Genomic DNA, 14,265 nt, shown 5'->3' with positions numbered 1-14,265 from the left:
TCTGGCGTACGAAAGCGCCCCGCGTGCGTTCAGCGTCAGGCGGTGCAGGGTAACTGGTTGAGCGTCACCGCGGAAGGCGCCGCCGTCGTGCCGTTGGCCGTGAAGCCGAGCGACACCGACGCCCCAGCACCCAGCGACGGGGCGTGCGACGGCGCGGTCACCGTGACCGTGGCGCCGCTCTGGCTGAAGGTGCCGTTCCAGCCGTTGGAGATGGTGACCCCGCTGGGCAGCGTGAACGTCACCTTCCACGGGTTGGCCGCGTCCGTCCCGGTGTTGGTGACGGTCAACGCGCCCTGGAAGCCGCCCTGCCACGAGTTGTCGAGCTTCCACGCCGACTTGCACGCGCCGGTGCCACCGCCGCCGGTCGTGGTGGTGGTGGTGGTGGTCGTCGGGCCGGGACCACCGGCCGGCGGGATGAGGTACGGCTGCAGGATGTTCTGCTTCGCCTGGTTGACCGTGGTCCAGTCGTCGTTCAGGATGCCGCCCGTGTCACCGGAGTTCGGGTTCCACGACCAGTAGGTGAACGACATGCCGTTGACGCCGGTCCCGGTGTAGGCCATGAGGTTCTCCAGCCACACCTTGTCGACCGGATTGGCCAGCGTGGTGCCGAACTCGCCCATCATCAGCGGCGCGATGTTCTGCTTGTACAGGTAACCCCAGTACTTGTCCCAGATCCCCGGCATGTTCGCCGGGTAGTTGGGCGCACTGAACCACGGCTGGTTGTAGACCGACGTCGCGTACTCGTGCGGGGAGTAGACCAACCGGTTGGCCACGGACAGCCGCACCGGGAACTGGCCCGCCTTCGACAGGTTCCCGCCCCACCAGCCGCAGTCCTCGTCGTTGGACGGGTCGCCGTCCCAGACGTTCGAGAGTCCGCCGCTCGGGCAGCTCACGCCCTCGACGAAGATCAGCCAGTTCGGCTGCACACCCAGGATCGCGTTGCCCGCGCGTTCGGCGGCCAGCCGCCAGTCGCGGGCGGTGTCGCCGCAACCCCAGCAGGAACCGGTCGCGGCCGGGTTGGTGCCCTCGGCGTGCGGCTCGTTGTGCAGGTCGGCGCCGATGACCGTGGTGTTGCCCGCGTAGCGCTGGGCGAGCATCTTCCAGTCGTTGATCCACGTGGTCTCCGGGGCACCCGCCGTGTACCAGAGGGCGGACTGCCCGGCGCTGGTCGGCCGGTGCCGGTCGAGGATGACGCGCATCCCCTTCTGGCCCGCGTAGGCGATCACCTTGTCGAGGATCTGCAACGGCGACAGCCCGACCAGGTCGGGATTGCTGTAGTCGTTGATGCCGGTGGCCTTGGCGTCGGGCTTCAGCGCGTCGTTCGAGTACGGGATGCGCAACGTGTTGTAGCCCAGCTGCGCCATCTGGTCGACCTGCTGGCGCCACGTGCGGCTGGCCCACAGGCCGTGGAAGGTCTTGTTGTCGGTCTCCATCCCGAACCAGTTGATGCCGGTCAGCCGGATCGTCGCGCCGGTGCTGTCCAGGATCTTGTTCCCGCTGGTGTGCAGGTACCCGGTGCCGGTGCCGCCGGCGGCCGCCACCGCCGTGACCGGGGCGGTGCCGATGGCGACCATCCCGGCCGCGGCCACGACAGCCGCGATCAGCGCGCCCACAACGTTGTGCCGCAGCTTCATGCGCTCTCCTTCGTGGTTCAAGACGCCGTGTGACAGAGAGTTCCGTTCAGCGTGAAGGCCGACGGCTGGATGTTCGGCCCGGTGTAGGCGCCGACGAACCCGGTGCTGACCGTCGCGTTCGGTTCGATGCGCGCGGAGCCGGTGACGGTGACCGTCTTCCCGGACTGCGCCCACGTCGCGTTCCAGCCCGACGACACCTGTTGCAGGCCGGTGGGCCAGGTGAAGTTCAGCGTCCAGTCGGCGATCGGCTGCGTGCCGCCGTTCGTGATCTCGACGTTGCCGACCCACCCGCTGGCCCAGTCGGTCACGTTGGACAGCCGGACCGTGCAGGTGCTCTGCGCCGGGCTGCCGGTGGTGACGGTGAGCGGGGGAGAGGCCCACGACAGCGCACCCGCGGCGTCCCGGGCCAGCACGTTGACGGTGTACCTGCTGCCGGGGTCGAGGTTCGCGGCGGTGAACGAGGTTCCCGGCGTCTCGCCCCACTGCTCGCTGGTCGTGCCGAGCTGGCGGTGGATCTCGTACTTCACCGCACCGGGCACGGACGGCCAGGCGATCGTCGCCGTCCGGTCGGTGGTGGAGGCGCTGGGCTTGCCGGGCGCGGCGGGAAGCCGGGCCGGGTGCGACGGATGCAGGACGAGCGTGGTGAGCGACAACGGAGGCAGCGTCCTGGTCGTCGCGCTGCCGTCCGTCGACGTCGTGACACCGGTGGCGCCGTTGGTGAACGTGTGGACGGTCGGCGCACTCGCGGACGGCGTGTAACCCGCGTAGTCGATGGCGACCGTGCGCGAGTTGTTCTCGTCGGAGTTGAGCAGCAGCACGGAGAGATCACCGTTGGGCCGGCGTGCCGCGTGCGCCCTGATCGCCGGATCACCTGAGCCCGCACGGACGAGCTGGTCGCCGGGACTGGCGAAGAGACTCAGCATCTTCAGCGCGTGGTACGGCGCGAACGGCGTGTTGAGCGCCGGTTCGCAGGGACCGTTCTCCAGGCAGGTTCCGCTGGAGAGCAGGCCGAAGTCGTCGAAGTCGGGCTGACCGGCCACAGTGGACGCCTTGGTCGCTCCGTTGTGGACGTTCCACCAGTCGACGGTGAAGACGCCGTTCTCCAGCAACGACGTGTAGGCCTCCGCCGCGAAGAGCGCGCCCGGCTGGGTGTTGCGGCCGTACGTGGCGTTCATCTCGGTCATGGCGATGCCGAGCCGGTCCGCGTCCGGCCCCGCGTACTGGGTGATCTGCCGGCGCAGCAGGTACATCATGTCGGGAACCTGGTCGGCGCTCGCCAGGGACTGCGCGGTCGTGGACCCGCCGGGGTACCAGTGGACGATCACGAAGTCCACGTGCGGGCCCGCGATCGACAGCACCGTCTGGTTCCAGCTCGAGGCGTCCCCGGTGCCGACGATCGCGTCCGGCCAGTTCGCGGGGGTGGTGAGCACCGCGCCGACCTTGATCGTGGGGTCGGCCGCCTTCATCGCCTGGGCGAACGCGACGGTTTCCCTGGCGTACCCGGCAGGGCTCTTGTCAGGGTGGTTGTCGGCCTCCCAGTTGGCCCCGTAGTGCCCGTTGCCGTAGAGCTCGTTGCCGATCTCCCAGTACTTCACGCCGTAGCCCTTGGTCACGTTGGCGTAGTGGACCCAGTCGGCGGCTTCCTGCGGTGTGCCGGTGCCGTAGTTGGCGATGATGATCGGTTGTGCCTGAGCCCTGCGCACACCGGCCATGAACGTGTCGAAGTCGGTGTTGGGCGCCACGTACCCGCCGGGGGCCGTGTGGTCCTTCCAGTGGTAGATGTCGCCGTACGAACCGCCGGGGTAGCGCATCATCCGCACGCCGGCGTCGCCGAGCAGGTCGTTCACCGCGTTCGTGCCGAGCTGGCCGTCCCAGATCGCGTGATTCACGCCGATCGCGGTGTCCGGCACGGTCGCCAGTGCCGCCTTCGCGTTGACCACGACGGTGGCGTCCGGTGCCGCCGCCGCCACCCCGGGCAGACAGGCCGCGACGAGCGCGATCACCAGAAGGAGCCGGCGGCGTGCCATGCGCATCACGTCCTCGTCGCTGAGTCTGGGAGCGCTCCCAGACTCAGGCTTCGAGCGCCGGCGGTCAAGACGGCGTTCGGAGCCTTCGACGAATTTCTGTTGCCCTGCTCAGGTTTCGGAGCGCCTGATGGTGTGCTGCCCGAGTCGATTCGAGTCGAACGGCGAGGGTTTTCGTTGGGGCACAAAGCATCCGTGCACAGCCGACGGCCCTGGACCCGCGCCCGAGTCCAGGGCCCGCGACGACACCCCGCACTGGTGCGTCGCTGTCGGTGCGGTCAGCGTTGGGTGACCGCACGCCAGTGGCCGGCGTTGTCCTCCGCACCTCGCCCAGGACGATTTTCCTGGTACCACTCGACAATCCGCCGCCTGCCCGCGTCGGTGATGTGGTAGCCGAGGTGGTCACCGACGGGTGCCCAGATCAGTTCCGCCTGCAGGGCCTGCTTGATCGCGTCCGGGCGGCACATGCTCTGCAACAGCCACGGCCACACCATTCCCTGTGCGGTCATCCACAGCACGCGCAGAACCGCCTCTTCCGGCAGCGCTGGAGCGTCGTCCGGTGACTCGTCGAAGAACCTGCCTGCCTGCATTCGCAACCCCCGCTCTGTTCTCACGCAGTGGTGAATACGGCCTGCTCCTGACTGTGGTTCAGGCTGGAGCGAAATTGCTTTCGCGTCGAATGTGTTCGATTCGCGCGGAGGTCAGGCGCTCGTTCTGCGCACCAGCGAGGTCGGCAGCAGGATCGACTGCGGCAGTTTCTCGTCGCCGGAGAGCTCGGAGAGCAGGCGCCAGGTCAGGGTGCGGCCGAACTGTTCGACGTCCTGCCGCACGGTGGTGAGCGGGGGCACGGCGGTCGACGCGAGCACCGAGTCGTCGAACCCCACGACCGCCACGTCGTCGGGGATCCGGTAACCGCGCGCCTGCAGCACTCTCAACGCGCCCAGCGCCATGATGTCGGCCGCCACGAACACCGCGTCGAGATCGGGTGCTCTGCGCAGCAGCTCCTCCATCGCCAGCGCGCCGCTCTCCGGCGTGAAGTCGCTGTGCACCACCAGGGCCACGGACATGCCGTGCTCCGCGAGCCCGCACCGCCACCCGCTGAGCCGGTCCATGCCGACGGCCATGTCGTGCGGGCCCGCGATCGTGGCGATCTTCGTGCGGCCCAGGGAAACCAGCAGGCGCACCGCCTGCAACGCGCCGTTGAAGTTGTCCGAGTCGACGAACGGGACGGCGCCGCCCGCGAGAGGGCGGCCGCCCACCACGATGGGCAGCCCCGTCTCGTGCAGCGTGCGCGGCAACGGATCCTCGCCGTGCAGGCTCACCACCAGCGCGCCGTCGACGTGCCCGCCGGTGAGGTAGGCGACCTGGTCCTCGCCGTCGAGCGGCTGGTTCATCATCATCAGCAGCTGGACGTGCCGGCCCGCCAGCTCGGCGTGCACCCCGCGCAGCACGCCGGCGAAGAACGGGTCGGCGAGCACCCGGCTGCCCAGTTCGGAGATCACGAGCGCGATCGCGTTGGCCCTGCTGCCCGCGAGGGTCCTCGCGGCGTGGTTCGGGCTGTAGCCGAGCATCGCGATCGCGCGGTGCACCGCCAGGCGTGACCGCTCGCTGACGTACTTCTCTCCGTTGATCACCCGGGAGACGGTGGACTTCGACACCCCGGCCACGCGCGCGACCTCCTCGATGCGCGGGCCGGGGCGGCGACTCCTGCCTTCCGTCATGAGACGCTGACGAGCGCGTTGTCGCGGGCCACCCTGCTGAACCACCTCGCACTCATCTTCGGGGTCCGGATCTGGGTGGCGTAGTCGACGTGGACGATGCCGAACCTCTTCGCGTACCCCTCGGCCCACTCGAAGTTGTCCAGCAGCGACCAGCAGAAGTAGCCCCGCAGGTCGACCCCCGCCTTGATCGCCGTGTGAGCGGCGCGCAGGTGCGAGGCGATGTAGCCGGTGCGGTCGACGTCGTCGATCGCACCGTTGCCGGAGAAGTCGTCGCGGAACGCGGCGCCGTTCTCCGTGATGTAGAGCGGAAGCCGCGGGTAGTCGTGGTGCAGCCGCAGCAGCACGGTGGTGAGACCGTCCGGATGAACTTCCCAGTCCATGTCGGTCCTGGGCGCGTCACGGCGGGGGAACGACGCGTGCTGCACGCCCACCCACGGCGACGGACCGGGCTCGCTGCCGTTGGGCGACGAGCTGACGTAGTGCTCGGTGTAGTAGTTGACGCCGAGCATGTCCATCGGTGCGGAGATCACGCCGAGGTCGCCGTCGCGCACGTGCTCGCCGAACCCGAACGGCTCGAGGTCCGCGAGGATGTCGGCGGGATACTCGCCGCGCAGCAACGGGTCCAGGAAGATCCGCTGCTGCAACCCGTCGAGCCTGCGCGCGACGTCGAGGTCCGAAGGATCGCTCGGGTCGACCGGGATGATCGGGTACATGTTCAGCGTGATGCCGACCTTCGCGTCCGGTGCCGCGGCCCGGATCGTGGTGGAGGCGAGCCCGTGCCCGAGCAACAGGTGGTGCACGGCGGCGACAGCGGCGCGCGGGTCGGTGCGGCCCGGCGCGTGCACGCCCGACGCGTAGCCGAGGAACGCCGAGCACCACGGCTCGTTCAACGTCGTCCAGGTACCGACGCGGTCACCGAGCGCCTCCACGGTGGCGGCCGCGTAGTCGGCGAACCGGAACGCGGTGTCGCGGTTGGCCCAGCCACCCGCTTCCTCGAGCTTCTGCGGCAGGTCCCAGTGGTACAGCGTCGGCCACGGCACGATGTCGTGCTCCAGCAACGTGTCGATCAGCCGCTTGTAGAAGTCGAGCCCGGCCGGGTTCACGTCGCCGCCGTCCGGCCGCACCCGCGGCCAGGCGATCGAGAACCGGTACGCCTTGAGCCCGAGATCGGCCATCATCGCCACGTCCTGCTCGAACCGGCGGTAGTGGTCGGCGGCGGGTTCACCGCAGTCGCCGCCGACCACCTTGCCGGGCTGCCGGCAGAACTCGTCCCAGATGGAGTCGGTGCGGCCGTCGAGCTCGGTCGCACCCTCCACCTGGAACGCAGCGGTGGCGGCTCCCCACAGAAAACCCTGTGGGAAAACAATGTTCTCCATTTTCACCCCTTGACGGCGCCCTGCATCACACCGGCGACGATCTGCCGCCCGAGCACGAGGAACACGATGAGCACCGGAACCGTTGCGAGTGTCGTTCCGGCGAGTACGAGCGAGTAGTCGACGTAGTACCCGCTTTGGAGCTTCTCCAGGGCCACCTGGAGGGTCGGGTTGTCGGCGTTCAACACGACCAGTGGCCACAGGAAGTCGTTCCAGGACTGCATGAACGTGAACACGCCCAGCATCGCGGCGGCAGGCCGGGCGGCGGGAAGAGCGACGTGCCAGAAAGTCCGCCACAGGCTGCAGCCGTCCATGCGGGCAGCCTCGACGAGTTCGTCGGGAACGGCGTCGAGCAGGTACTGCCTCATCCAGAACACACCGAACGCGGTGACGAGGTTCGGCACGATCACGGCTTCGAGCTCACCGGCCCAGCCGAACTCGGCCATCGCCATGTACAGCGGGATGATGCCGAGCTGGGTGGGCACTGCCAACGTTGCCACCACGAACAGGAACAGCGCACCGCGCCCGCGGAACCGCAGCTTGGCGAACGCGAACCCGGCCAGCGTGGACAGCAGCACCACCGACACCGTCACGGTCCCGGAGACGATGAAGCTGTTGGCCAGCGCCTTCCAGAACGGGATGGTGTCGAACACCCGCATGGCGTTGGAGAAGAAGTTCCCGCCGGGGATCAGCGTGAAGTCCCCGGTCAGCACGGCGTTGTCGCGGCTCGCGACGAGGAACGACCAGTAGAACGGGAAGGCCGAGCCGAGCACGAACGCGCCGAGCAACCCGTAGATCAGGAAAGACGGTCTGCGGTTCGTCATCGCACCGCCCTCCTCGTGAGGAAGAAGTTGAGGCCGGCGACGCTGATGATGATCAGGAACAGCACCCAGGCGATGGCGGAGGCGTAACCGAGGTCGAGACCCTGGAACGCCGACTGGTACAGGTAGAGCACGACGGTCTGGTACTGGTGCTCCGCGCCGCCACCGCTGCCGCCGGACGGCTCGAACAGCTTGGGCTCGGTGAAGATCTGCAGACCGCCGATCGTCGAGGTGACGATCACGAAGATCAGCGTCGGCTTCAGCAACGGCAGCGTGATGCTGAAGAACCGCCGCAGCGCGCTCGCGCCGTCGACGACCGCCGCCTCGTAGATGTCACGGGGGATGGCCTGCATCGCGGCGAGCACGATCAGCGCGTTGTAGCCGGTCCAGCGCCAGTTGACCATCGACGCGATCGCGATGTGGCTGCCGAACGTGTCGGCCTGCCAGTCGATCGGACCGATGCCCACGGCCGAGAGCACGTCGTTGACCAGACCGTACTGCGGCCCGAACAGGTTGCCGAAGATGATCGTCAGCGCCACGAGGCTCGCGACGTAGGGGAGCAGGACACCCATCCGCCAGCCGGTGCGGGCCCGCAGGTTCTCGTTCAGCAGCGCGGCGAGCGCGACCGCGACGACGATCTGCGGACCGCTGGAGAGCACGAAGATGCTGAACGTGTTGAACAGCGCGTTCCAGAACTGGTCGTCCGCGAACAGCGTCTTGTAGTTTTCGAGCCCGATGAACGTCGGTTCGTCGGCGCCGACCTCCCAGTCGAACAGGGAGACGTAGGCCGTGTACAGCAACGGGAACATGCCGATCGCGCCGAACAGGAGGAAGAACGGCGCGACGAACAGGTACGGCGAGACCTTCGTGTCCAGCTTGGACAGACGGTGTCGCCGCGGGGGCCGCGGGCGAGCCTCGTCAGCTCGCCCGCGGTCCACCTTGGAGAGAACGGCGGTCACTACTTGGCCGCCTTCTGAGCGCCTTCGACGGCGGTCTTCCAGGCCTCGTCGGCGCTCTTGCCCTGCTCGACCGACTGCAGCGCCGGGCTGAACACCGTCTCCTGGATCTGGCCGTCGGCCGGGCCCTTGTACTGCGCGGCCGTGACCTTCTTGGCCTGCGTGGCGAACAGCGCGCCGGCCTTGACGTCACCGAAGTAGGCGTTGGTCTGCTCCAGCAGAGCCGGGTCGCTCAGAGCCTTGACCTGGCTCGGGAACGTGCCCTTGGCCTTGAACGCCTTGATCTGCTGCTCCGGAGCCGTCAGCCAGGCCGCGAGCTCGGCGGCCTTCTTGGCGTTCTTGCTCTGCTTCGGCACGCTCAGGTACGAGCCACCCCAGTTGCCGCCACCGTTCGGGAACGCGTCGGTGACAGCCCACTTGCCCTTGTTCTCGGGGCCCGCCTGCGACTCGACCACGCCCAGCATCCACGACGGGCAGGTCTTGGTGGCGAACTTGCCGAGCTTGAAGCCGGTGTTCCACTCGGGGCTGAACGCCGCGAGCCTGGCCGACTGCCCCTTCGAGACAGCGGTGGTCACCGCGGTCCAGTCGGCCTTGATGTCGGGGTTGGTGTCCACGACGAGCTTGTCGGACTTGTCGTAGTAGCCGGTCTCGTGCTGGTTGTGCATCGCGTTGAAGACCTGGGCGGCGCTGTCGAACCAGGCGACACCCGGAACCTTGGCGATGAACTGGTCACCGGCCGCGAAGTACGCGTCCCACGTGGCGAAGAGCGCCTTCACGCCCTCCGGGTCCGACGGGAGACCGGCCTGCGCGAACAGGTCCTTGCGGTAGCACATCGCGAGCGGGCCGATGTCCGTGCCGTAGCCGATCAGCTTGCCGTCCTTGGTGGTGACGGCCTCGGTCTTCCACTTCAGCCAGCGGTCTCCCTCGACCGCCGGGCCGATCTCCTTGAGATCGTTGAACTGGCTGGACTTCGACATCACCTGGCTGAGGTAGCCCTCCTCGATCGCCTCGATGTCGGCGAGCCCGGATCCGGCGCCCAGCTTGGTGAACAGGTTCTGGTGGTGCGGCTGACCCTGTCCGGTCTTGCGCTGAGTGATCTTGACGTCCGGGTGGGCCGCCTCGTACTCCTTGAACAGGTCCTCGTAGCCGAACTCGTTGAACGTGGCGATCGTGAGTTCGGTTTTTCCGTCCCCGGACTGACTGGCCCCGCCCGACCCGCACGCAGTGGTGGCGGCGGCGGACACGGCGGCACAGATCAGCACGCTGACCCAACGGTGTCGCACGGGAGAACTCCTCTGGTCTCGGCGGGCGGGTTCTGGGAGCGCTCCCAGATGCGGCAGAGTGTCGCCCTGGATTCAAACGTGTGTCAAGCCACACTCCTGGCGGCACCAGGCAGTTTCGGGCCTTGACACCGGGATGACCTCGCCATTCATGGCTCAGGTCACAGTTGGGACAACTGGGAGCGTTCCCGGAAGTGTGTCCGATGGGTTAACACTGAGTGCTTCCTCAGGCACGCACCGCGTCAGCGACGTGTGGTCCAGGCAGCCGAAGGACGATGTGGACGCACGGACCAACGGGTGACGGCGGCGCTCTGGCAGGCGCGTGGATCGGCTCGGCGCATGCAGCAACAGCGCCGTGCCGTTCGGCCCTGACGAGTGCTCCGACCTGTCGTACGCGCTGATTTCCTAGGCGCTCGCGCGACGCACCAAAGAGGTCGGCAGCAACAGCGACGGCGGCAGCCCTTCCTCGCCGGCGAGCTCGCCCAGCAGCCGCCACGTCATCGTGCGGCCGAGCTGTTCGACGTCCTGCCGCACCGTGGTGAGCGGCGGCGTCGCGGTCGAGGCGAGCAGCGAGTCGTCGAACCCGACCACCGCCACGTCCTCCGGGACCCGCCTGCCGCGGGCGTGCAGGACCTGCAACACGCCCAGCGCGATGATGTCGGCGGCGACGAAGACGGCGTCGATGTCCGGCGCGCGGTCGAGCAGCTCGGTCATCGCCTGGGCGCCGCTCTCCGGCGTGAAGTCGGCCTCCACCACGAGGTCCGCGGAGAGCTTCGCCTCGCCGAGGCCCCGGCGCCAGCCGCTGAGCCGATCGAGGCCCGCCGCCATGTCGCGCGGGCCGGCGACGGTCGCGATCCTGTTGCGGCCCAGCGACACCAGGTGGCGCACGGCGTCCAGGCCGCCGGTGAAGTTGTCGGAGTCAACGAACGGCACGGAGGCGGTGCCGAGCGGGCGGCCGCCGACGACGACCGGCAGGCCGATCTCGTGCAGCAGGTTCGGCAACGGGTCGTCGCCGTGCAGGCTCACCAGCAGCGCTCCGTCGACGTGACCGCCCGCCAGGTAGCCGAGGAGGTCGTCGTGGTCCTCCGGCCGGCTGAGCATCAGCAGCAGCTGGATGCGCCGCCCGGAGAGCTCCGCGTGCACGCCGCGCAGCACGCCCGCGAAGAACGGGTCGCCGAGCACCCTGCTGCCCTGTTCGGACACGATCAGCGCGATGGCGTTCGCCTTGCTGCCCGCGAGGGACCGGGCGGCGTGGTTCGGGCTGTACTTGAGCCGGGTGATCGCCGTGTGCACGGCGTCGCGGGCCTTGGCGCTCACGTACTGCTCGTCGTTGATCACCCTGGAGACCGTCGACTTGGACACACCGGCCAGCCGGGCGACCTCATCGATCCGCGGGCCGGGTCGTCGCTGCCGGTCAATCTCCGTCATGCCGCACATCGTAGGAGTCAGCGGCCGTCAGTTCGAACTCGACCGAACCGGCCGCGTGTCGGCCGTGAGAGCGCGTCCCCGGTACGCCGCTGTACCGGGGACGCGGGAGGGCCGGCCAGTGGCCGGGGTTGGGCTCGGCGCGGGACGCCTGGGCGCGCAGAACGCCCCGCTCCGAAGATCGTCAGGGCTCGGCACCCCACGCGAGGACACCGCCGGTGTGCGCGGTGACCCGGTCGAAGTCCGTGAGCCCGTTGCTGATCCGGTAGCTGTGGTCGTCGGACTGGGTGAAACCGGACCAGTCGGACTTCGCGACCCTCACCTGGATCTCGCCCGTGCTCGCACCAGCGGCGAGGCTGCCCGCGGTGAAGGACACCTCGAGGTACGCGTCGGCTCCCGGACGGGCGGTCGAGAGCTTGACCACGCGTGCCTGGACGCTCGCACATCCCAGCTGCGCCCAGTCGCACCACACCTGGTAGCTCGGCGACGGCGCGTCGCCGGTGAACCAGTACCGCAGCGTCGTCGTGGTGAGGCCGACCGGTGTGGTGCCGCGGTTGGTCAGCTGGAGCGTGGCGGTGATCTGGTTCGACGTGGCGGCGCCGGTGCCCCTGTGCTGCGCCGTCAGCGTGCTTCTCACGCCCGGCAACGTCCGGGTGGTGACCGGCGTGCTCGCGGCGGAGACGTTGCCCGACGCGTCCTTCGCCCGCACGGCGAACGTGTACTGCGTGTCGGGCGTGAGACCGGTGACCTGGAGGCTCGTCGTGGCCGACTGGCCGACGACCGCGGTGCCGTCGAGGACCTCGTACCCCGTGACGCCGACGTTGTCGGTCGACGCGGTCCAGCTCAGCGTGACGCTGGAGCTGGCGGCGTTCGAGGCGGTCAGTCCGGTCGGGACGGTCGGCGGGTCGTTGTCGGACACGCCGCCGCCGGGCTCGGTGCCCCACACCGTCTTGCCGTCCTGGCGCAGCACGATCCTGTCGGTCTGAACGACCGTGTTGCCGCTGCCCAGCCCGGCGTAGGACCAGTCGTTGGCCGGATCCCACGTCCCGGTGCTGGTGATGCGGAACTGGACTTCCTTGCGGTACGCGGACTGCCCGGCCGGAGCCACGCCGGAGCACGGGATCTCGACGTAGTAGATCGAGCCGCGGTGCTGCACGGGCGGGCTCGCCGCGCCGCACTGGTTGTAGTTCGTGGTGACGCTGATCTGGCTCGGCGTGGTGGTGCCGTCGAGCGTGAAGTAGTAGCGCAGGGTGCCGTTGAACGTCCTCGCGGGCCAGGCGGTCTTGTTCAGCACGAACGCCTTGACCTCGGTGAACTGGGCGGCGCCCTGGTTCACCGACGCCTGCACCGTGAGCTCCGGCCCGTCCGGCGTCTCGGCGACCGGGAAGTTCGCGAGCGGGGTGCCGCCGAACTCCTTGTACAGCCGGGCGAGCGCACCGGTGAAGCCGGCGTTGTAGTCGAGCGCGACCTCGTTCATCACGTAGTCGCTGCGGCTGTCGGTGTAGGCGTCGTTGTTGGTGCTGGGGCCGCCGACCAGCGCGCCGTAGAGCACGTGCCTGCTCGTGACGGGTTCCTGGATGCTGTCGGCCCACGACCCGTGCGCGGTGCGGTGGTGCGGGTTGCGCGGCGGGTTCGTGCCGAACCCGACCACGTAGCTGGAGTTGCGAGGGTTGTCGCCGAGCGCGTAGTTCACCTGCCGCACGCCGAAGTCGTGGTAGGTCCTGGCCCGCGCACTGTCGCGTGTGGACAGCCAGTCCGAGTAGGTGAGCGCGGCGAACGCGGTGTTGGCCGCGTAGCGCAGTGAGCCCCAGCTGTCGAGCACCGCCTGGCCGCCGGGGGAGTAGCGGACCTTGTTGCCGTTGTACCCGGTCGTCCAGAAGTCCAGCCAGCGGTTGGCGTCGGTGATGTAGGTCTGCTCGCCGGTGAGCTTGGCCATCAGAACGTAGGCGCCGTAGGACTTGTCGTCCCACGCGATGGTCCACCGGTAGGAGCGTTCGGAGCTCTGCGGTTCGGTGCCGAGCTTCTGGTACTCCGCCTTGGCCTTGGTCAGGTAGCTCGCGTCACCGGTCGCGCGGTGCAGCCAGATCGCACCCCACGCCAGTTCGTCCTGGTAGCCGCTCCAGGAGTTGTAGAAGTTCGCGGCGTCGGTGATGCACGAGCTGTACTTGCCGCGGTAGGTGTCGGCGAACGAGTAGAGCTGCTTGGCGTGCGTGAGGAGGGTGGCCGCGTAGGACGGATCGGTGTCCTTGAAGACCATCGACGCCGACGCCATCGCGGCCGCGTACTCGCCGGCGAGGTCGGAGCCGGGGCACGAGGTGTCCACTTTGTACGACGGCCGGGCCATGGGCATGACCTCCGCCGATCCCCACCAGGCGTGGTCGGGGTTGCCCGCGCCGACCTGCCCGTAGACGACGTTGGGGGACGGGTGCGCCTTGATGATCCAGTCCGCGCCGTGCCTGAGGTTCGCCATCAGGTGCTGGAGCTGGCCGGAGCTCGCGTAGGCGTCCCGGTTCTCGACGGCTCCCCAGGCGAGCATGGACACGCTGAACGCGAAGGGCAGCCCGAACTTCACGTGGTCGCCCGCGTCGTAGAAACCGCCGGACAGGTCGAGTCCGACGTCCGAACCGTCGCGCAGCGCCGAGTCCGCGCGCCAGCTCACCCTGTTGTCCGGTGACAGCTTCCCCGACCGCTGTGCGTCGTAGAACCAGACCGACTTCTGCAGCGCCTCGGCGTAGTTGAACGCGGGCGCGGCGGCCGACGGTGATGCGAGTGGACCGGCCAGCCCCGCGACCAGCGCGAGGAGGACGGCTGTCACAGCTCTCGACATGCGACTCTGCACGTGAGCCTCCGATGACAGGAGTTCGAAGCGCCGCCTGGGAGCGCTCCCAGGTTCGGGACTGTAACGGTCACGAAAGCGTTCCGACAGGGGGTGGAGCTGAAATGCCGTCATGATTTTTCCGGATTCCCGTGGAAATCCCGTACGTGTTCGACAATTCGACTCGAATGGCGCTGAACCGCATCGCGAGGTTCG

At 68.6% G+C, this 14,265-nt stretch carries 10 protein-coding genes; all 10 read right to left on the bottom strand.

The features are described 5' to 3' along the window. Positions 1 to 35: 35 nt before the first annotated feature. Complete coding sequence (locus tag AOM45_RS15060; RefSeq protein ID WP_030468629.1) at positions 36 to 1,634, bottom strand: cellulase family glycosylhydrolase; 1,599 nt, start codon at positions 1,632 to 1,634, stop codon at positions 36 to 38. A 17-nt stretch (positions 1,635 to 1,651) separates the two neighbouring features. Beyond that, positions 1,652 to 3,661 carry a cellulose binding domain-containing protein gene (locus AOM45_RS15055; protein ID WP_236703573.1) on the bottom strand — a complete coding sequence of 670 codons (2,010 nt, stop codon included), beginning with the start codon at positions 3,659 to 3,661 and terminating at the stop codon, positions 1,652 to 1,654. A 275-nt stretch (positions 3,662 to 3,936) separates the two neighbouring features. Continuing rightward, positions 3,937 to 4,272: a hypothetical protein gene (locus AOM45_RS15050; protein WP_156093910.1), complete on the bottom strand. Its 336-nt coding sequence runs from the start codon at positions 4,270 to 4,272 to the stop codon at positions 3,937 to 3,939. A gap of 87 nt (positions 4,273 to 4,359) precedes the next feature. After that, entirely contained in the window at positions 4,360 to 5,379 is a 1,020-nt protein-coding gene (locus AOM45_RS15045) for a LacI family DNA-binding transcriptional regulator (RefSeq protein WP_030468632.1), read from the bottom strand. After that, positions 5,376 to 6,755 (bottom strand): GH1 family beta-glucosidase, encoded by a 1,380-nt coding sequence (locus AOM45_RS15040; protein WP_081902221.1) that lies wholly within the window; start codon positions 6,753 to 6,755, stop codon positions 5,376 to 5,378. The genes AOM45_RS15045 and AOM45_RS15040 overlap by 4 nt, the downstream gene beginning before the upstream one ends. 2 nt (positions 6,756 to 6,757) lie before the next feature. After that, positions 6,758 to 7,576: a carbohydrate ABC transporter permease gene (locus AOM45_RS15035; protein ID WP_030468634.1), complete on the bottom strand. Its 819-nt coding sequence runs from the start codon at positions 7,574 to 7,576 to the stop codon at positions 6,758 to 6,760. Beyond that, the gene (locus AOM45_RS15030; RefSeq protein ID WP_030468635.1) at positions 7,573 to 8,532 is read right to left on the bottom strand and encodes a carbohydrate ABC transporter permease; all 960 of its coding nucleotides are present in this window, start codon (positions 8,530 to 8,532) and stop codon (positions 7,573 to 7,575) included. The genes AOM45_RS15035 and AOM45_RS15030 overlap by 4 nt, the downstream gene beginning before the upstream one ends. Further along, on the bottom strand, positions 8,532 to 9,812 hold the full coding sequence (locus AOM45_RS15025; protein WP_030468636.1) for an ABC transporter substrate-binding protein: 1,281 nt from the start codon (positions 9,810 to 9,812) through the stop codon (positions 8,532 to 8,534). The genes AOM45_RS15030 and AOM45_RS15025 overlap by 1 nt, the downstream gene beginning before the upstream one ends. A 402-nt stretch (positions 9,813 to 10,214) precedes the next feature. Further along, positions 10,215 to 11,237, bottom strand: coding sequence for a LacI family DNA-binding transcriptional regulator (locus AOM45_RS15020; RefSeq protein WP_156093911.1), 1,023 nt, complete (start codon positions 11,235 to 11,237; stop codon positions 10,215 to 10,217). Positions 11,238 to 11,418: 181 nt separating this feature from the next. After that, the gene (locus AOM45_RS15015; RefSeq protein WP_156093912.1) at positions 11,419 to 14,061 is read right to left on the bottom strand and encodes a glycoside hydrolase family 9 protein; all 2,643 of its coding nucleotides are present in this window, start codon (positions 14,059 to 14,061) and stop codon (positions 11,419 to 11,421) included. Between the last annotated feature and the right edge of the window lie 204 nt (positions 14,062 to 14,265).

This window comes from Lentzea aerocolonigenes (assembly GCF_000974445.1).
Classification (GTDB): domain Bacteria; phylum Actinomycetota; class Actinomycetes; order Mycobacteriales; family Pseudonocardiaceae; genus Lentzea; species Lentzea aerocolonigenes.
This window is presented reverse-complemented; position numbering and strand designations above follow the sequence as displayed.